Source organism: Stenotrophomonas sp. 2YAF26, from assembly GCF_052114625.1.
GTDB classification, from domain to species: Bacteria; Pseudomonadota; Gammaproteobacteria; order Xanthomonadales; family Xanthomonadaceae; genus Stenotrophomonas; species Stenotrophomonas indicatrix.
Genome location: NZ_JBFRFC010000014.1, coordinates 61,554 through 79,828, shown reverse-complemented (window position 1 = coordinate 79,828; position 18,275 = coordinate 61,554). Strand labels below are relative to the sequence as shown.

Here is an 18,275-nt window from a genome sequence, read left to right as displayed (position 1 = left end):
ATGGGTTTACGGCGTCCCCCGCAACCGGACCCACCCCGCCTCCCCACGGAATGCACGCTGTTGCTGTTGCTCTGGCTCGTGCCTTGGACTGGGCAGGTGCAGGGCTGCAAGCCCTGCCGAACACCCCTCAACGCCGGGATGTCAGCTGCTCGAGCATCTCCCACGATTTCAACCCGCGCGCGCCCAGGTGATGGGCCAGCACCCGCCGCATCGGCAGGCGCAGGCTGGCCAGATCGGCTGCGTCGGGTTCGTCGTCGGCTGCCAGCGCCAACAGCGCCGAGCCCGTAGCCGCCGCGCGACGCTCGCCGCCACGCTCGCTGAGCAGGCGCTGCGGCCCTTCCTGCGGGTCCAGTTCATAGCGCGCCGCCCGGTCGATCGGCTGGCCATCGCTGGCCGTTTCCAGATCGAAGCCCACGCCCAGCGCCGCCAGCAGCTCGCGTTCGAAACGGCGCAGGGTCCAGGCCAGTCCGGCACCCACGGCCAGGCGGGCACGCGCTTCGCCGTAGGCCAGGTACAACTCCGGCAACGGATCCTGGCGCGGTGCCAGGCGCAGGGTCAGTTCACTGAGATAGAACCCGGCCAGCATGGCCTGGCCGAGCAGGCGCGGCGCCACATCCAGCGCTTCAGCACCGCGCAGCTGGGCCAGTTCGCCACGCTGCAGCGCGCTGAAGCGGATCCACTGCAGTGGTTGCAGGGCCGCTCGCAGCACCTGGCCCTTGGCCGTGGAAACTCCACGCGCGAGAAGGCCGATACGGCCATGCTCGGCGCTCAATACCTCTACCAGCAAGCTGGTCTCGCGGTAGGCCCGCGCATGCAGCACGAAGCCGGTGTCGTCCTCGATCAGCATCGAAGCGACCGTCGCGGCTTATTCGTAGCCGAAGGCCTTCAGCGCGGCCTCGTCATCGGACCAGCCCTCACGCACGCGCACCCAGGTTTCCAGGAACACCTTGGCACCGAACAGACGCTCCATCTGCAGGCGGGATTTGGCCCCGATCTCCTTCAGGCGCGTGCCGCCCTTGCCGATCACGATCGCCTTCTGGCCTTCGCGCTCGACCCAGATCACCGCACCGATGCGCAGCAGGTTGCCGTCCTCGGTGAAGCGCTCGATCTCCACCGTGGTGGCGTACGGCAGCTCTTCGCCCAACTGGCGCATCAGCTGTTCACGCACCAGTTCGCCGGCCAGGAAGCGCTGGCTGCGGTCGGTGATCTCGTCTTCGCCGAACATCGGCGGGGCTTCCGGCAACAGCGCCAGCACGTCACGGACCAGGGCTTCCAGGCCRTTGCGCTTCTGCGCCGAAATCGGATGCACCGACGAGAAATCACGGCCGGCGGTCACTTCCTGCAGGAACGGCAGCAGTGCGCCCTTGTCCTTCATGCGGTCGATCTTGTTGACCACCAGCACCACCGGGATACCGGCGTCGCGCAGCACGTTGAAGGCCAGGCTGTCCTCTTCGTCCCAGCGACCGGCTTCGATCACCAGCAGGCCGGCGTCGACGCCTTCCAGCGAGCCGCGGGCAGCGCGGTTCATGACCCGGTTCATCGCCCGCTTCTGCACCTTATGCAGGCCGGGCGTGTCGACCAGCACCAGCTGCCCTTCCGGGTAGGTGGCGATGCCCAGCAGGCGGTGACGGGTGGTCTGCGGCCGGTTGGACACGATGCTGACCTTGGCCCCGACCAACGCATTGGTCAGGGTCGATTTGCCCACGTTGGGGCGGCCGATGACGGCCACGCTGCCGCAATGATGGGGAGTTTGTTCGCTCACTTGGAATCCAGTTGTTCAAGGACGGCCGCAGCCGCTTGTTGTTCGGCAATCCGCCGCGAGGAGCCTTCGCCCTCGGTGCTGGCGGCGGGGTCGGCTACGTTGCAGCGTACCCGGAAGTGTTTGGCGTGGTCGTCACCGGATTCTGACACCAGTTCGTACTGTGGCAACGCCTTCTGTCGGCCCTGCAGCCATTCCTGCAGGCGGGTCTTGGGGTCCTTCTCCGGTCGTCCGGTGGCCGGCAGCGCCTCCATCGAGGCGGCAAACCAGGGCAGGACCATCGCCCGGCAGGCTTCAAAACCCACATCCAGGTAGATCGCAGCAACCACGGCCTCGAATGCATCGGCCAGGGTCGAGTCGCGGCGATGGCCGCCGGACTTCATTTCGCCGGGGCCCATCGTCAGCCGGTCACCCAGCTGCAGGGTCCGCGCGATCACCGCCAGCGCACCCTCGCGCACCAGCTCGGCGCGGGCGCGGGTCATCGCGCCTTCGTCCGCCTTGGGCCAGCGCAGGTACAACGCCTCGGCGACCATCATGTTGACGATGCTGTCGCCAAGGAACTCCAGCCGCTCGTTATGCGGCGCGCCGGCACTGCGATGGGTCAGCGCCTGCTTGAGCAGGTCTGGATCGCGGAAGGCGTGACCGATCAGGTCTTCACGTTGGAAAGATTTATTCGGCACCGCTACGGGTCAGGTCCTGGGAAGAATCGAATTTGCCAACCACATCCAGGTTGCCGACCAGTTGGCGGCGCACTTCGTAGTTGACCTTGAGGGTCCAGCCATTGTCGCGGCGATCAAACTTGACGTTGGCCGGCTTCACGTTGTCCGAGTAGTTGATGTACAGCCGCTTGAAGAACAGATCCTGGATGTTGGCCGGCGCCATGCTGCCGATGCCGGGCTCCTTGGCCAGGCTCTTCATCGCCGAGCGCACCGCGTAATACTCCTGGTACATCGGGAACAGCTTCATTCCGATGTAGAGGAAGAAGCCAACCACGATCAGGACCGTCAGGAACGAGGTCAGGGTCATGCCGCGCTGCGTGTTCATCGTCTTCATTGCGTTCTCCCCAGATACGCGAGTGGATGTGAAGTCAGTTGATGCTCGAGCCGATCCGCGACGGTTCGAAGCCGTCCTTGCAGAACCAGCCCTGGCAGTTCAGCCAGATCAGGAATGCCTTGCCGCGCAGGTTCTCTTCCGGCAGCAGGCCCCAGAAACGGCCGTCGTCGCTGTTGTCGCGATTGTCGCCCATCACCAGGTACTTGCCCGCCGGCACGGTCCACTGGCCCTGGCCACGCGGATAATCGGTCTCCAGCACGGTGTGGGTACGGCCCGGCAGGTGCTCGACCAGCAGGTTGGCGCCCTCGCCCTGGCCCTTGTGGCCGGCGTAGATGCCCTTGTTGTCGTACTTCAGCGGTTCGCCGTTGAGGATCACCCCGTCGCCTTCGAACACGACGGTGTCACCCGGCACGCCGATCACGCGCTTGATGAAGTTCTCGCCCTTGGCCGGGTCGTTGTCGCCATGGCCGGGGAAGTGGAACACCACCACGTCACCACGGGCCGGATCGCCGACCGGCACGAAGCGGGTATTGGTGATCGGCAGGCGCAGGCCATAGGAGAACTTGTTGACCAGGATGAAATCGCCGATCAGCAGGTTCGGCATCATCGAGCTGGACGGGATCTTGTACGGCTCGGCGATGAAGCTGCGCACGATCAGCACGATCGCCAGCACCGGGAAGAACGCACGCGAGTAGTCCACCAGCACCGGCTCGGTGTCGAGCAGGCCGGCGCGCTGGGCGCGACGCTTGGCCAGGTACAGCTTGTCGGCCAGCAGGATCAGGCCGGAGGCCAGGGTCAGCACGACCAGGAGGATCTCAAACAGTTTCATTCAGGGTCCTTTGCAACGTCACCGGACGATCGGCCCGAAGGCCGGTTTCGGGGCTTATTTGTTGTCCATCTGCAGCACGGCCAGGAAGGCTTCCTGCGGAATTTCCACGCGGCCGACCTGCTTCATGCGCTTCTTGCCTTCCTTCTGCTTTTCCAGAAGCTTCTTCTTGCGCGAAACGTCGCCACCATAGCACTTGGCCAGAACGTTCTTGCGCATGGCCTTGACCGTGGTGCGCGAGATGATCTGCGAGCCGACGGCGGCCTGGATGGCCACGTCGAACTGCTGGCGCGGGATCAGGTCCTTCATCTTTTCGCACAGCTCGCGACCACGACGATCGGCATGGCTGCGATGCACGATCAGCGACAGCGCATCGACCTTGTCGCCGTTGATCAGCACGTCCACGCGCACGAACGGACCGGCATCGAAGCGCACGAAGTGGTAGTCCAGCGAGGCATAGCCACGGCTGACCGACTTCAGCTTGTCGAAGAAATCCAGCACCACTTCGGCCATCGGCAGCTCGTAGCTGATCTGCACCTGGCTGCCCAGGTAGTTGATGCCGATCTGGCTGCCGCGCTTTTCTTCGCACAGCTTGATGATGTTGCCGATGTACTCCTCGGGAGTGAGCACGTTGGCGCGGATGATCGGCTCGCGGATCTCCTGCACATGGTTCACCGGCGGCAACTTGGCCGGGTTGTCCATGTTGATGATCGTGCCATCTGTCTTCAGGACTTCATACACCACCGTCGGCGCGGTGCTGATCAGGTCCAGGTTGTATTCGCGTTCCAGGCGCTCCTGCACGATTTCCATGTGCAGCATGCCGAGGAAGCCGCAGCGGAAACCAAAGCCCATCGCTTCGGAGCTTTCCGGCTCGAAGCGCAGCGCGGCATCGTTCAGGCGCAGCTTGTCCAGCGCTTCGCGCAGGTCCGGGTAGTCCTCGGCATCGACCGGGAACAGGCCGGCGAACACGCGCGGCTGCATTTCCTGGAAGCCCGGCAGCGGCTTCGGCGCCGGGTCGGCAGCGAGGGTGAGGGTGTCACCGACGGGCGCGCCGTGCACGTCCTTGATGCTGGCGGTGACCCAGCCCACTTCGCCCGCGCGCAGTACCGGCAGCACCTTGCGCTTCGGGGTGAACACACCGACGTTGTCGACCTGGTGGTTGCGGCCGGTGGACATCACCTGCAGCTTGTCACCGGCCTTGATCTCGCCCTGCATCACGCGCACCAGCGAGACCACGCCCAGGTAGTTGTCGAACCACGAGTCGATGATCAGCGCCTGCAGCTTGTCGGTATCGCGCGGCACCGGCGGCGGAATGCGATGCACGATCGCTTCCAGCACGTCGACCACGTTCAGACCCGTCTTGGCGCTGACCGGCACGGCATCGCTGGCATCGATGCCGATCACGGCCTCGATCTCGGCCTTGGCGCGCTCGATATCGGCGGTGGGCAGGTCGATCTTGTTGATCACCGGCACCACTTCCAGCCCCTGCTCCACGGCGGTGTAGCAGTTGGCCACAGACTGCGCTTCCACGCCCTGGGCCGCATCGACCACCAGCAGCGCGCCCTCGCAGGCGGCCAGCGAGCGGCTGACTTCATAGGAGAAGTCGACGTGGCCGGGGGTGTCGATGAAGTTCAGGTGGTAGGTCTGGCCGTCCTTCGCCACGTACGGCAGCGACACCGACTGCGCCTTGATCGTGATGCCACGCTCGCGCTCGATCGGGTTGGAGTCGAGCACCTGCGCTTCCATCTCGCGGGCCTGGAGGCCGCCACAGAGCTGGATGATGCGGTCGGCCAGCGTGGACTTGCCGTGGTCGACGTGGGCGATGATGGAGAAGTTGCGGATGTTCCGCATCGAATCAGAGGACATAGAGAGGTGGCGGCGGCGCGCGGCGTCGTCAGGGTAACGGTCGATTATCGCATGCCCGGAGGTCCGCCGCGTGGTTGGCCTGCCGGCACGGCCCCGGAATGGCCGAAGCCCCGCCAGGGCGGGGCTTCGGGGACACCAAGAGGGCCGCCGTGAAGGCAGCCATCGGTTGTTACGGGCCGGCCTTGACCGCGACAAAGGCGCTGTTGCCGCTGCCGGTACGGACCAGCAGCATGACCACATCGCCCTTCTTGTAGCCGGACAGCGCACGGTTCAGGGCTTCAACGCTGCCGACCGGAGTGCTGGCCACCTGCAGGATCACCATGCCACCGGACAGGCCGGCATCACGGGCGCCCTCGCCCTTCACGGCGGTGATGCGGACACCCTCACCCGCCTCCAGGCCCAGCTGCTTGCGCTGCGGCGCAGTCAAGTCGGCAACGTCCAACCCCAGCAGGGCATTGGCGCCGGCCTGCGGAGCCGCCGTGTCATTGCCTGCGGACGGGCTGCGGGCATTGCCCTGCGCGTCCTCGGCCAGAGCGGTCAGGGTCGCGCTCAGGTCACGCGGCTTGCCATCGCGGATCACGCCCAGGGTGACGCGGCTGCCCGGTGCCATCGCACCGATCAGCGGCGGCAGATCGGACCAGCTGTTGACCGGCGCACCGTTCACCGTGCGGATCACGTCACCGATCTTGACCCCGGCCTTGGCCGCAGCGCTGTCCGGCACGATCTGGTTGACCAGCGCACCGCGGCTGTCGGGCAGGCCCATCGCCTGCGCCTTCAGGCCGTCGATTTCCTGCACCACCGCGCCGAGCTGGCCACGGGTGACCTTGCCGGTCTTCTTGATCTGCTCGACCGCGCTCATCGCCAGATCGATCGGGATCGCGAAGCTGATGCCCATGTAGCCACCCGAGGCCGAGAAGATCTGCGAATTGATGCCGACCACTTCACCACGGGTGTTCAGCAGCGGGCCGCCGGAATTACCCTGGTTGATCGCCACGTCGGTCTGGATGAACGGCACATAGCGCTGGTCCGGCCCACCGGTGTTGCGGCCGAGGGCACTGACCACGCCAGCGGTAACCGAGTGGTCGAGGCCGAACGGTGAGCCGATCGCGACAACCCACTGACCGGGCTTCAGGCTGTTGGAATCCCCCACGCGCACGGTCGGCAGGTTCTTGCCGTCGATCTTCAGCAGGGCGACGTCGTACTGCTGGTCACTGCCGATCACCTTGGCGGTGAACTCGCGACGATCGCCGAGCTTGACCTTCACTTCGCTGGCGTCGGCGACCACGTGGTAATTGGTCAGCACGTAGCCGTCAGGCGAAATGATGAAGCCCGAGCCCATGCCGCGGCCCTTGATGCTGGGGCCGCCGTCCTGCCCGCCAGGGCCCTGCCCGGGCATCGGGAAATCCGGGCCGAAGAAGCGGCGGAAGAACTCGGGCATCTCGTCATCGCCCGGGCCCATGCCGCCCCGCGCCTGGCGGTTGCTGCGGACGATGGTGGTGTCGACGTTGACCACACCGGGGCCGACCTGCTCAACCAGGTTGGTGAAGTCAGGCAGACCGCTGACCAACGGCTGCGCCGGTGCGCGTGGCGCCGCCGCGGCGGCGGCGGCCTGCGGCTGGGCGGCAGGCGCCGCCGGTTGGGCACAGGCCACCAGCGGCAGGGTCAGGGCGAACAGGCCAATGGCATGCGTGCGGAGTCGGGGAGTCATCGGACGGCAACCTCCGGGTCGGATGGAAAGGGAAGGAAGCGCCCCGCCGACGGCGGGGCGTGGAACGGTACCCGGCTCAGTCGCGCGGGCGTTGCGACGCCGGCAGGTCGTCCTGCAGGCGTGGCTCGAACGGATAGAACGCAGCGCCACCGGCATGGGCCGGGAAACTGGCATTGAGGGCGCCACCGGCGGCGGGCGCCAGGCTGGAGCGCGGCCACGGCCGAGCCTGCAGATTGCCGACCTCGCCAAAGGGCAGAGTGCGCGCGCTACCGGCGGGCATGGTCGGGGTCAGCGGCGCCTGGCTGGCAACCGCGCGCAGCGGTGCGTCATCGCGCTGGGCCACGCGTGCGGCCTGCTGGCTGCGGGTGGCGCTGGCGCGGCGCACATCCTGGCGACGGCTGGCAGCGGCCATGGCCACCGCCGGCACGCTGGCCACGGCCATCGCAGCGGTGTCCACCGACGCCTCGGTAACGGCAGCCGGTTGCTCCGATGCCGGCGGCAACTGCGCCTGGCTGGCGATCACCTGCGGTGCAGAGACATCCACTGGCGGCGCCTCCTGCAGTTTTTCGCGGCCGACGAACAGCGCTACGGCAGCAACCGAAGCGGCCAGCGCACCGCCGCCCCATGCACGCCAACCACTACGGCGGGCCTGACGCTTCGGCTCGGCCAGCGGTGCGGGCTCGGCGGCGATGGCGGCAGCCACGGCGGCGCTGAAACCGGCCGGTGCCAGCAGCGACGCCTGGCCACGCATGACATCACCCAGCAGCTGCCAGCGTTCCTGGCAGCCAGCCAGTTCCGGATCGTGTTCCATGCGGCGCACCAGGAAGCGCGCCTCGTCTGCCCCCAGCTCGCCGTCGACCAGCGCCGACAACTGCTGGCGATGGCGTTCGTCCAGGCGTTGCCCGGCGGGAGACTGGTGGTTGTGCGATTCGTTGTTCGGAATGCGGGTCATATACGGCTCTTCTCGCGGGTGGCACTGCCGATGTCCAGCAGCGGCCGGAGTTCGGTGTCGATCGCCTCGCGCGCCCGGAAGATCCGTGAACGCACGGTGCCGATCGGGCACCCCATCTTCTGCGCGATTTCCTCGTAGCTCAGGCCTTCCACCTCGCGCAGGGTGATCGCCGACCGGAGTTCTTCCGGCAGCGCGTTGACGGCCTTCATCACCGTCTGTTCCAGTTCCTGGCGCATCAACTCGCGCTCGGGCGTATCGGTGTCGCGCAGGCGCGTGCCGCTGTCGAACTGCTCGGCGTCGCCGATGTCGATGTCATCGGTCGGCGGGCGGCGATTGTGCGAAGCCAGATGGTTTTTGGCGGTGTTCACGGCGATCCGATGCAACCAGGTTGAGAACTGGGCGTCGCCGCGGAAGCTTCCAATCGCACGGTATGCACGGATGAAAGTGTCCTGGGCCACGTCCTGACATTCACTCCAGTCGGCGATGTAGCGACCGACCAGGGCCACGACCCGATGCTGGTACTTGCGCACCAGGACATCGAAGGCGGCACTCTCGCCGTGCTGCACGCGCCGGACCAGTTCCAGATCCAGCTCCTGAGGTGTATCAACATCGGCCATGAGGGGCCGCACTCCTGTCAGCCCAACCGACGTCGGGCAATGAGACTGCCAATCCCGGGAAAAGTTCAGTCGCCGATCACCTGGCGCCGCACCAGCTTTTAACCACCGTTCCGTTAACGTTCCGGTCCAAGGCCTGCGATCCGGGGCGCCATACCCCTGCTATTGGGATTTGACGCGGGGGAAACAACCTCTGGATCATAGCCCCCTTCTCCATACACAACCGGATGGAACGTCCATGCTCTCAAGCTTCGATGGTCTCCGCTTCAGCCACTGGCACCCCGAGATCCGCGACGATGGCGTGGTGGTCCTCTCCCTGGATCGTCAGGACAGCAGTGTCAACGCAATGTCGCAGGATGTCCTGCTGGAGCTGGGCGATCTGCTTGAGCGCATCGCCATGGACCCGCCCAAGGGCGTGGTGATCCAGTCGATCAAGAAGGCAGGCTTCATCGCCGGCGCCGACCTGAAGGAATTCCAGGAATTCGATCGCCGCGGCACCGTCAACGACGCCATCCGCCGCGGCCAGTCGACCTACCAGAAGCTGGCAGAACTGCCCTGCCCGACCGTGGCCGCCATCCATGGCCATTGCCTGGGCGGCGGTACCGAGCTGGCCCTGGCCTGCCGTTATCGCGTTGCATCCAATGACAGTTCCACCCGCATCGGCCTGCCGGAAACTCAGCTGGGCATCTTCCCGGGCTGGGGCGGCAGCGCGCGCCTGCCACAGCTGGTCGGCGCACCGGCGGCAATGGACATGATGCTGACCGGACGCACGCTGTCGGCCTCGGCCGCACGCGGCATCGGGCTGGTCGACAAGGTGGTGGCACCGGCCGTCGTGCTCGATACCGCCGTGGCGCTGGCACTGTCCGGCACCACCCGCCCGTTCAAGCAGCGTGCGCTGGCCTGGGCGACCAATACCTGGCCGGCGCGCCAGCTGCTGGCCCCGCAGATGGTCAAGCAGGTCGCACGCAAGGCGAAGAAGGACCAGTACCCGGCGCCGTATGCGTTGATCAGCACCTGGCAGCGCAGCGGCGGCAAGCCGGTGCAGGCACGCCTGGATGCCGAACGACGCGCCGTGGTGAAGCTGGCCAGCACGCCGACCGCGCGCAACCTGATCCGCATCTTCTTCCTCACCGAACGCCTGAAGGGCCTCGGTGGTGGCGATTCCGGCATCCGTAACGTGCACGTGGTCGGTGCCGGCGTGATGGGCGGTGACATTGCGGCGTGGGCGGCCTACAAGGGCTTCGACGTGACCCTGCAGGACCGCGAGCAGCGTTTCATCGATCCCGCCATGGAGCGTGCGCAGGCACTGTTTGCCAAGAAGGTGCGTGACGAGAGCAAGCGTCCGGCCGTCGCCGCGCGCCTGCGTGCGGACCTGGAAGGCAATGGCGTGGCGCAGGCCGATCTGGTCATCGAAGCGATCATCGAGAACCCGGAAGCCAAGCGTGCGCTGTACCAGACGCTGGAGCCGAAGATGAAGCTCGACGCGTTGCTGACCACCAACACCTCGTCGATTCCGCTGGTGGAACTGCGCGATCACATCCAGCGCCCGGCGCAGTTCGCCGGCCTGCATTACTTCAACCCGGTGGCACAGATGCCGCTGGTGGAGATCATCCATCACGACGGCATGGCGGCCGAAACCGAGCGTCGCCTGGCAGCCTTCTGCAAGGCGCTGGGCAAGTTCCCGGTGCCGGTGGCCGGCACGCCCGGCTTCCTGGTCAACCGCGTGCTGTTCCCGTACATGCTGGAAGCGGCCACCGCATACGCTGAAGGCATTCCGGGCCCGGTGATCGACAAGGCGGCGGTGAAGTTCGGCATGCCGATGGGCCCGATCGAACTGATCGACACCGTAGGCCTGGACGTGGCCGCTGGCGTGGGCAAGGAACTGGCCCCGTTCCTGGGCCTGCAGATTCCGGCGGCGCTGCAGACGGTGGAACCGGACAAGCGCGGCAAGAAGGATGGCCAAGGCATCTACACCTGGGAGAACGGCCGGGCCAAGAAGCCGGACGTGGCGCGCGACTACCAAGCGCCTGCCGATCTGGAAGATCGCCTGATCCTGCCGTTGTTGAACGAGGCGGTGGCGTGCCTGCACGAAGGCGTGGTGGCCGACGCGGACCTGCTGGACGCGGGCGTGATCTTCGGTACGGGCTTCGCACCGTTCCGCGGCGGTCCGATCCAGCACATCCGTGCGGTGGGTGCCGATGCCATCGTGGAGCGCCTGAAGGCGCTGCAGCAGCGTCACGGTGATCGCTTCGCACCGCGCCCGGGCTGGGACAACCCGGTCCTGCGCGAACCAGTGGTTTGATGTGATCAGCCGGGCCTGCGGCCCGGCACCCGCAGGCAACAGCAACAGCAACAGCCGAAGCCAGAGCCAGAGCCGGAGCAACAGCCGGCTCTGGCTTTTCTGTTTGTTGGGCGGGGCGATGTGAGTTGGCAGGACACGCCGTAAACCCATCCATGGGGGCTCGATGGCGCCATCCATGGCGCCAACGGTCCTGCCAACCCACACCGCCCCACCCCTGACAGTTTCCGGTGACGGTTGGTGAACTGCGATGGCTGGCAGGTGTCGTTCGCGGGGGTGTCCGCGGCATGGATGCCGCGGCCAAGCCTCCAGGGACGGATTCACGGCGTCCCCCGCGAACCCACCCCGCCCGGCCAAGCGCAGCTTTTCGCTTTACGCGACCAACCAACCAACAGCCACGAGGGGCTGCGCTGTTGGCTGGAACAACCTGTTACCCGGACGGGGAATGTCACCGCAACCACCGCATGCGATGCTGACCGCCTTGATCCCTGCCAGCGAGAACGCCCGCATGACCACCATCATCGCCCCGCGCGTACACGACATCGGCGGCCTGGAAGTGCGCCGCGCCGTGCCCACCCTGCAGGCCCGCAGCATCGGTTCGTTCGTGTTCGTCGACCAGATGGGCCCGGCACTCATGCACCCCGGTACGGCCATTGACGTGCGCCCGCACCCGCATATCGGCCTGGCCACCGTCACCTATCTGTGGTCGGGCGCCATCGGCCACCGCGATACGCTGGGCTCGGACCAGGTGATCCGTCCCGGTGACGTCAACTGGATGACCGCCGGCCGTGGCATCGCCCATTCCGAGCGCACGCCGCAACCGGACCGCGACCATGACAACCCGATCCACGGCATGCAGACCTGGGTCGCGCTGCCGAAGTCGCATGAGGAAATCGAACCGGCGTTCTACCACCATGCGGCGGCCACCCTGCCCGAGCAGCGCCGCAACGGTGCCTGGCTGCGGGTGATCGCCGGACGCGCCTATGGCGAGGAGTCGCCGGTCAAAGTGTTCGCCGACACCCTCAACGTGGCGATCGACCTCGACCCGGATGCAGAGATCGACATCGATGATGGTCACCGCGAGCGTGCGCTGTACATCCTCGAGGGCGAAGCGCAGTTGGATGGTGTGGACATTCCCGCCCAGCATCTGGTGATCCCCGAAGCCGGTGCGCGCGGCCGCCTGCGTGCGAAGACCCCGGTGAAGGCGATGCTGTTCGGCGGCGAGCCGCTGGATGGTCCGCGCCACTTGTGGTGGAACTTCGTTTCCAGTTCGAAGGAACGCATCGAGCAGGCCAAGCACGACTGGGAAGCCGGGCGTTTCGGCACCATTCCCGGCGACGACAAGGAATTCATTCCCCTACCCGAGCATTGAGCATCGCGTGTTGCACACATCCGAGGGTGTATCCCTGCACCCGGCGTTGACGCTACAGTCACCCGCTGATCACTGAAATGTGACATAAATCACACTTTCGACCGTCAAAGGAGTGCAACACATGAGCATGGGTAAACGCTTGTCCGCCGAGTTCCTCGGCACGTTCTGGCTGGTTCTGGGTGGCTGTGGCAGTGCTGTGCTCGCCGCCAAGTTCGGTGGCGACGGCAATCCGCTGGGTATCGGTTTCCTCGGCGTGGCGCTGGCCTTCGGCCTGACGGTGGTAACCGGCGCCTACGCGTTCGGCCATATCTCCGGTGCGCACTTCAATCCAGCCGTCAGCGTGGGCCTGTGGGCCGGCGGCCGCTTCCCGACCAAGGATCTGCTGCCCTACATCATCGCCCAGGTGGCCGGCGGCCTGCTGGCGGGTTTCATCCTGCTGCAGATCGCCTCCGGTGCCAGCGGCTTCGCCATTGATGGCAGCCAGGCGGGTGCATTCGCCAGCAACGGCTATGGCGCGCTGTCGCCCGGTGGCTACAGTGTGGCGGCCGCGTTCCTGTGCGAAGTGGTGCTCACGGCGGTGTTCCTGATCGTGATCATGGGTGCGACCCATGGCAAGGCGCCGGCAGGTTTCGCGCCGCTGGCCATCGGCCTGGCCCTGACCCTGATCCACCTGATCAGCATTCCGGTGACCAATACGTCGGTGAACCCGGCCCGCTCCACGGCGGTGGCCTTCTTCGCCGGCAGCGGCGCCACCGGCCAGCTGTGGCTGTTCTGGGTTGCCCCGCTGCTAGGCGGTGCGATCGGCGGCATCATCTACAAGTGGATCGGCAACGACCGCTGAGCCGTGACCGTGCCATTGCGGCCGACCTTCGGCCGCAATGGTTACGGATGTAACCGCGATTTGTGCGATCGCTCACGTTCCGTTAAGGTCTGGTCATCCGCCCGTGCTTGTGCCGGGCTGGACGGCATCCGGGGATGGGATGCCTCGACCGCCGGTGACACCGGCGGTGCCAACGACACGCCACCTTGGGGGATGCATGAAGTTCGCGCCTGTTGTTTTGTCGAGCCTGCTGTTCGTTGCGGCGTCTGCCTGCGCGCAGGCCCCGGTCGAATGTCCTTCGTTGCCCGCCAGCAGCGGCCTGCAATGGCAGCAGCAGGCACAGTCCGGTTTCCTGGTCTGCCGTGCGGCCACGGGCGACGGTCGCGAAGTGCTGAGCCTGATGCTCAGCCAACGCGATCCGGGCATTCCGCTGACCCGCTCGCTGCGCCAGGAAAAGGGCAGCTTTGCCGGTGAATCGATGTACTGGTACCAGCCGGATCTGGGTGGCCAGCAGCCGCCCGGCTATGCCGAGCGCCGCATCAGCGTGGTCAAGCTGGACAAGGGTCGCTACGCGCAGATTGCGCTGTATCCCGACAGCTCCCAGGAACTGGGCACACTGCAGCAGCTTGCGCAGGGCATGAACCTGACGCCCTCTGCCGTGGCCGACGGCCGCTGAGAGGCTGCGGGGATGACTGCCTTGCAGCGTCCCCGACGTTCTGCCCCACCCTACGGTAGTGCCGGCCGCTGGCCGGCACCCCGTTCTGCGACGTCCGCAGGGCGTTGCCGGCCAGCGGCCGGCACTACCTCAGAACCTGCCTTCCTGGAAATCAACGAAGGCCTGCATCAGTTCTTCGCGGGTGTTCATCACGAACGGGCCGTGGCGCATCACCGGCTCGCGCAGCGGACGACCCGCCACCAGGATCAACCGCGCACCTTCCGCACCGGCCGACAGATGCAGCTGCTCGCCGCCGCCCAGCACCGCCAGTTCCTGCCGTGCCACGTCGCGCGCAGCATCCTGCTCACCCACCGTCAGTCCGCCTTCGAACACATAGACGAACGCGTTGTGGCCTTCTGGCAGCGCATAGGTCCAGGCGCGGTCGGCGGCCAGTTCGATATCCAGGTACAGCGGATCGGTGGCGGGCTGCGCGATCGGGCCCGCCGTGCCATCGACCGTGCCGGCGATCACCTTGACCTGCACGCCTTCAGCCGGCCGCACCACCGGGATCTTTTCGGGAGCGAATTCCTGGTACTTCGGCGCGGTCATCTTGTCGCGCGCCGGCAGGTTCACCCACAACTGGAAGCCGCGCATCTGTCCGCTTTCCTGCTCGGGCATCTCCGAATGCACCAGGCCACGGCCGGCGGTCATCCACTGCACGCTGCCCGGGGTCAGCAGGCCTTCGTTGCCGTGGTTGTCGCGGTGCCGCATGCGGCCATCCAGCATGTAGGTGACGGTCTCGAAACCACGATGCGGATGCTCCGGGAAACCGGCGATGTAGTCCTCGGCACGATCGGTGCCGAACTCATCGAGCAGCAGGAACGGATCGAGGTCGGGCAGCGACGGACCACCGATGACCCGGGTCAGGCGGACACCGGCACCGTCGGAGGTGGGCATGCCACGGATGGTGCGCAGGACGCGGACCGGCTCGGGAAGGCTCATGGTGACTCCTGTTGGATGGATGCCGGTAAAAATGGACGCTGCAGCGCGCAACGCCAATGGATGTCACCGCAACCGATTGTTCCATCCTTGGTGTTCGCCGCATGTCATGTCCGCACGCCGGCACCGCCTGCGTTGTGGGCAGCGAGGGAACATCGCCACCTGCCACACCCATGTACGACCAAAGTACTACCGCTGAATGGTCCCGTGCACATTGACCCTGCCAGGGGCACGCGGGACTCTTTGCCTGTCTTTCCGGGAGAGAGCACCTCATGAAAGGTTTTTCCAAAATAGGCTGGGCGGCCCTCGCCCTGCTCGGCGCGTTCTGCCTGGGCACGGTGGCGCTTCGACGCGGTGAGCACATCAATGCGCTGTGGATCGTGGTGGCGGCGGTATCGCTGTACCTGGTCGCCTACCGCTTCTACAGCCTGTTCATCGCCGACAAGGTGATGCAGATCGATCCGACCCGGGCCACCCCGGCGGTGATCAACAACGATGGCTTGGACTACGTCCCGACCAACAAGCACGTGCTGTTCGGCCACCACTTCGCCGCCATTGCCGGTGCCGGTCCGCTGGTCGGCCCGGTGCTGGCCGCGCAGATGGGCTACCTGCCCGGCCTGCTGTGGCTGGTGGTCGGTGTGGTGCTGGCCGGCGCGGTGCAGGACTTCATGGTCCTGTTCCTGTCCAGCCGCCGCAACGGCCGCTCACTGGGTGACCTGGTACGCGAAGAAATGGGCCAGGTGCCCGGCACCATCGCGTTGTTCGGTGCCTTCCTGATCATGATCATCATCCTGGCCGTGCTGGCGATGGTGGTGGTCAAGGCGCTGGCCGAAAGCCCGTGGGGCATGTTCACGGTGATCGCCACGATGCCCATCGCGATCCTGATGGGCGTCTACATGCGCTACATCCGGCCAGGCAAGATCGGTGAGATCTCGGTGGTGGGCCTGGTGCTGCTGCTGGCCGCGATCTGGTTCGGCGGCAAGGTGGCGGCAGACCCGACCTGGGGCCCGGCCTTCACCTTCACCGGCACCCAGATCACCTGGATGCTGATCGGCTACGGCTTCGTCGCCTCGGTGCTGCCGGTGTGGCTGCTGCTGGCACCGCGCGACTACCTGTCGACCTTCCTGAAGATCGGCACGATCATCGCGCTGGCCATCGGCATCCTGGTGGTGATGCCGGAACTGAAGATGCCGGCGCTGACCCAGTTCGCTGCCAGCGGCGACGGCCCGGTGTGGAAGGGCGGCATGTTCCCGTTCCTGTTCATCACCATCGCCTGCGGCGCGGTGTCGGGCTTCCATGCACTGATTTCTTCGGGTACCACACCGAAGCTGTTGGCCAATGAAGCGCACATGCGCTACATCGGCTACGGCGGCATGTTGATGGAATCGTTCGTGGCCGTGATGGCACTGGTGGCCGCGTCGATCATCGATCCGGGCATCTACTTCGCGATGAACAGCCCGGCAGCGGTGATCGGTGCCGATGCAGCGTCGGCCGCGCACTACATCACCAATACCTGGGGCTTCACCATCACCCCCGAACAGCTGACGGCCACGGCCGCAGCCATCGGTGAACCGACCATCCTGCACCGTGCCGGTGGTGCACCCACTCTGGCGGTGGGCATCGCGCAGATCCTGCATGAGGCAATACCCAGCAGCAGCGACGCGATGATGGCGTTCTGGTACCACTTCGCCATTCTGTTCGAAGCGCTGTTCATCCTCACCGCTGTGGATGCGGGCACCCGTGCCGGTCGCTTCATGCTGCAGGACCTGCTCGGCAACTTCATTCCTGCACTGAAGAAGACCGAATCGTGGACCGCGAACATCATCGGTACGGCCGGCTGCGTGGCGCTGTGGGGCTACCTGCTGTACACCGGCGTGGTCGATCCGTTCGGCGGCATCCAGACGTTGTGGCCGTTGTTCGGCATCTCCAACCAGATGCTGGCGGGCATCGCGCTGATGCTCGGCACGGTGGTGCTGTTCAAGATGAAGCGTGACCGCTACGCGTGGGTCACCGCGGTGCCTGCGGTGTGGTTGCTGATCTGCACCACCTATGCCGGTTTCATCAAGATCTTCGACAGCAATCCGGCGCAGGGCTTCCTGGCACAGGCACACAAGTTCCAGGACGCGTTGGCCAGCGGCACCATCACCGCACCGGCGAAGTCGGTCGCACAGATGCAGCAGATCGTGGTCAACGCCTACGTCAACACCGGCCTGACCGCGCTGTTCCTGCTGGTGGTGGCGTCAGTGCTGGTGTATTCGATCAAGACGATCGTGGCGGCGCGCCGCAATCCGCAGCGCAGCGACCGCGAGACCCCGTACGTGGCGCTGAAGCCGCATGAAATGGTGGACCTGTAATGAGTACGCAACTGGTTCCGGTGGGGCAGTACCAGGCGCACCGCCGCATCTGGCGGCGCCTGGTGCAGACGGCGCGGCTGTGCTGCGGGATTCCTGATTACGACAACTACGTCCGGCACATGCTGGAAAAGCATCCGGATCAGGAACCGATGGACTACAAGACGTTCTTCCGTGAGCGCCAGGAAGCGCGTTACAGCGGCAAGAACGGGGGTCGCTGCTGCTGAAGCCGCAGCGTTCGCACGTCCCTGACCATGGGTTGGGACACCGATGAAAAAACGGCGGCGCGAAAGCGCCGCCGTTGCTTTGAATGCCCGGCAGACCGACTCCTGGCCGATCCGCCGCCCTAGCCGGCGCTGCCGACGGTGTAACGCGTCTGCACGAATCCGAACGGATACACCACGGTGGCACGATGCGTCAGCAGCGCTTCGGCCCCCGTCTCGCCGAACAACCGCAGGCCACCACCGACCAGCACCGGAATCGTGGTCACGGTGATCTCCTGCAACAGGCCCTCGGCGAGGAAGGACTGCACCGTGCGTCCGCCGTCGATGTAGAGGCGGTCCAGACCACACGCTGCCGCCTCTTCCATCAACGTGGACAACGCCCCCGCATGCAGCCGCACCGTGGTCGGTGCCTCCTCGGGAACGGCCTGCAGGGAGTGGCTCAGCACATAGACCGGCAGATCCGCATACGGCCATTCGGGAAAGGACAGCACTTTCTCGAAGGTGCCCCGTCCCATGACGATCGCCTTGATCGGTGCCATGTAGGCAGCGTATCCACAATCTTCACCGGCCGGCACGCTCTGATTGGCGTGGTCGAGCCAGTCCAGATTGCCATCCGCGCGCGCGATGCAACCGTCCAGGCTGACAGCAATGAACGAAGAACAATGAGGTGTCACACGTATCTCCCAGGTGTGATGCCGAGCGCTGGCCAGCGCTCGGCACACCACGACGAAAGAGGAGCCGGCCAGCGGCCGGCACTACCGCAATACGCATTCCGGA

Annotated in this window: 17 protein-coding genes; 6 read left to right on the top strand and 11 right to left on the bottom strand. The window is 65.9% G+C overall.

The annotated features are described in order from the left end of the window. Positions 1–127 precede the first annotated feature (127 nt). From recO to rpoE, 9 genes are all read right to left on the bottom strand, one after another. Positions 128–847: a DNA repair protein RecO gene (gene recO / locus AB4Y98_RS15065; protein WP_442244623.1), complete on the bottom strand. Its 720-nt coding sequence runs from the start codon at positions 845–847 to the stop codon at positions 128–130. Between the two features lie 18 nt (positions 848–865). Continuing rightward, a complete protein-coding gene (era, locus tag AB4Y98_RS15060; RefSeq protein WP_025877117.1) occupies positions 866–1,762 on the bottom strand; it encodes a GTPase Era in 897 nt (298 codons plus the stop codon). Continuing rightward, on the bottom strand, positions 1,759–2,439 hold the full coding sequence (rnc, locus tag AB4Y98_RS15055) for a ribonuclease III (protein ID WP_032977092.1): 681 nt from the start codon (positions 2,437–2,439) through the stop codon (positions 1,759–1,761). Before rnc ends, era begins: the two co-directional genes overlap by 4 nt. Further along, on the bottom strand, positions 2,429–2,812 hold the full coding sequence (locus AB4Y98_RS15050; protein ID WP_089236423.1) for a DUF4845 domain-containing protein: 384 nt from the start codon (positions 2,810–2,812) through the stop codon (positions 2,429–2,431). Before AB4Y98_RS15050 ends, rnc begins: the two co-directional genes overlap by 11 nt. 34 nt (positions 2,813–2,846) lie before the next feature. Then, entirely contained in the window at positions 2,847–3,641 is a 795-nt protein-coding gene (gene lepB, locus AB4Y98_RS15045; RefSeq protein ID WP_025877111.1) for a signal peptidase I, read from the bottom strand. A 54-nt stretch (positions 3,642–3,695) separates the two neighbouring features. Then, positions 3,696–5,489, bottom strand: coding sequence for a translation elongation factor 4 (gene lepA / locus AB4Y98_RS15040; RefSeq protein WP_223496127.1), 1,794 nt, complete (start codon positions 5,487–5,489; stop codon positions 3,696–3,698). A gap of 184 nt (positions 5,490–5,673) precedes the next feature. Beyond that, positions 5,674–7,212, bottom strand: a complete 1,539-nt coding sequence (locus AB4Y98_RS15035) for a DegQ family serine endoprotease (protein WP_025877107.1) — start codon at positions 7,210–7,212, stop codon at positions 5,674–5,676. 76 nt (positions 7,213–7,288) lie between these two features. Continuing rightward, the gene (locus AB4Y98_RS15030; RefSeq protein WP_105164480.1) at positions 7,289–8,164 is read right to left on the bottom strand and encodes a sigma-E factor negative regulatory protein; all 876 of its coding nucleotides are present in this window, start codon (positions 8,162–8,164) and stop codon (positions 7,289–7,291) included. Further along, entirely contained in the window at positions 8,161–8,781 is a 621-nt protein-coding gene (gene rpoE / locus AB4Y98_RS15025) for an RNA polymerase sigma factor RpoE (protein WP_025877103.1), read from the bottom strand. Before rpoE ends, AB4Y98_RS15030 begins: the two co-directional genes overlap by 4 nt. A 235-nt stretch (positions 8,782–9,016) precedes the next feature. Between rpoE and AB4Y98_RS15020 the strand changes: the two genes are divergently transcribed. The 4 genes from AB4Y98_RS15020 (at position 9,017) to AB4Y98_RS15005 (ending at position 13,945) form a co-directional block, all read left to right on the top strand. Beyond that, positions 9,017–11,080: a 3-hydroxyacyl-CoA dehydrogenase NAD-binding domain-containing protein gene (locus AB4Y98_RS15020; protein ID WP_442244622.1), complete on the top strand. Its 2,064-nt coding sequence runs from the start codon at positions 9,017–9,019 to the stop codon at positions 11,078–11,080. Positions 11,081–11,585: 505 nt separating this feature from the next. After that, the gene (locus AB4Y98_RS15015; RefSeq protein ID WP_099818932.1) at positions 11,586–12,449 is read left to right on the top strand and encodes a pirin family protein; all 864 of its coding nucleotides are present in this window, start codon (positions 11,586–11,588) and stop codon (positions 12,447–12,449) included. Positions 12,450–12,570: 121 nt separating this feature from the next. Then, a complete protein-coding gene (aqpZ, locus tag AB4Y98_RS15010) occupies positions 12,571–13,290 on the top strand; it encodes an aquaporin Z (RefSeq protein WP_089236428.1) in 720 nt (239 codons plus the stop codon). Between the two features lie 196 nt (positions 13,291–13,486). After that, entirely contained in the window at positions 13,487–13,945 is a 459-nt protein-coding gene (locus tag AB4Y98_RS15005) for a hypothetical protein (protein ID WP_089236429.1), read from the top strand. Between the two features lie 129 nt (positions 13,946–14,074). Here the strand turns inward: AB4Y98_RS15005 and AB4Y98_RS15000 are convergent, their stop codons facing one another. Beyond that, positions 14,075–14,926, bottom strand: coding sequence for a pirin family protein (locus AB4Y98_RS15000; RefSeq protein WP_442244621.1), 852 nt, complete (start codon positions 14,924–14,926; stop codon positions 14,075–14,077). A gap of 269 nt (positions 14,927–15,195) precedes the next feature. Between AB4Y98_RS15000 and AB4Y98_RS14995 the strand changes: the two genes are divergently transcribed. Both AB4Y98_RS14995 and AB4Y98_RS14990 read left to right on the top strand, forming a co-directional pair. Then, positions 15,196–17,277: a carbon starvation CstA family protein gene (locus tag AB4Y98_RS14995; protein ID WP_089236432.1), complete on the top strand. Its 2,082-nt coding sequence runs from the start codon at positions 15,196–15,198 to the stop codon at positions 17,275–17,277. Continuing rightward, the gene (locus tag AB4Y98_RS14990; RefSeq protein WP_099843281.1) at positions 17,277–17,501 is read left to right on the top strand and encodes a YbdD/YjiX family protein; all 225 of its coding nucleotides are present in this window, start codon (positions 17,277–17,279) and stop codon (positions 17,499–17,501) included. Before AB4Y98_RS14995 ends, AB4Y98_RS14990 begins: the two co-directional genes overlap by 1 nt. Before the next feature lie 119 nt (positions 17,502–17,620). On the opposite strand, the gene AB4Y98_RS14985 is transcribed toward AB4Y98_RS14990, so the two are convergent. Next, a complete protein-coding gene (locus AB4Y98_RS14985; RefSeq protein ID WP_313250852.1) occupies positions 17,621–18,172 on the bottom strand; it encodes a dihydrofolate reductase family protein in 552 nt (183 codons plus the stop codon). Positions 18,173–18,275 lie beyond the last annotated feature (103 nt).

Coding starts and splice junctions, on each gene's coding strand:
- AB4Y98_RS15035 (WP_025877107.1), bottom strand. CDS start 7,212: ATGACTCCCCGACTCCGCACGCATGCCATTGGCCTGTTCGCCCTGACC.
- recO (WP_442244623.1), bottom strand. CDS start 847: ATGCTGATCGAGGACGACACCGGCTTCGTGCTGCATGCGCGGGCCTAC.
- AB4Y98_RS15020 (WP_442244622.1), top strand. CDS start 9,017: ATGCTCTCAAGCTTCGATGGTCTCCGCTTCAGCCACTGGCACCCCGAG.
- AB4Y98_RS15030 (WP_105164480.1), bottom strand. CDS start 8,164: ATGACCCGCATTCCGAACAACGAATCGCACAACCACCAGTCTCCCGCC.
- aqpZ (WP_089236428.1), top strand. CDS start 12,571: ATGAGCATGGGTAAACGCTTGTCCGCCGAGTTCCTCGGCACGTTCTGG.
- AB4Y98_RS15005 (WP_089236429.1), top strand. CDS start 13,487: ATGAAGTTCGCGCCTGTTGTTTTGTCGAGCCTGCTGTTCGTTGCGGCG.
- AB4Y98_RS14995 (WP_089236432.1), top strand. CDS start 15,196: ATGAAAGGTTTTTCCAAAATAGGCTGGGCGGCCCTCGCCCTGCTCGGC.
- AB4Y98_RS15015 (WP_099818932.1), top strand. CDS start 11,586: ATGACCACCATCATCGCCCCGCGCGTACACGACATCGGCGGCCTGGAA.
- AB4Y98_RS15050 (WP_089236423.1), bottom strand. CDS start 2,812: ATGAAGACGATGAACACGCAGCGCGGCATGACCCTGACCTCGTTCCTG.
- lepB (WP_025877111.1), bottom strand. CDS start 3,641: ATGAAACTGTTTGAGATCCTCCTGGTCGTGCTGACCCTGGCCTCCGGC.
- rpoE (WP_025877103.1), bottom strand. CDS start 8,781: ATGGCCGATGTTGATACACCTCAGGAGCTGGATCTGGAACTGGTCCGG.
- lepA (WP_223496127.1), bottom strand. CDS start 5,489: ATGCGGAACATCCGCAACTTCTCCATCATCGCCCACGTCGACCACGGC.
- AB4Y98_RS14990 (WP_099843281.1), top strand. CDS start 17,277: ATGAGTACGCAACTGGTTCCGGTGGGGCAGTACCAGGCGCACCGCCGC.
- AB4Y98_RS15000 (WP_442244621.1), bottom strand. CDS start 14,926: ATGAGCCTTCCCGAGCCGGTCCGCGTCCTGCGCACCATCCGTGGCATG.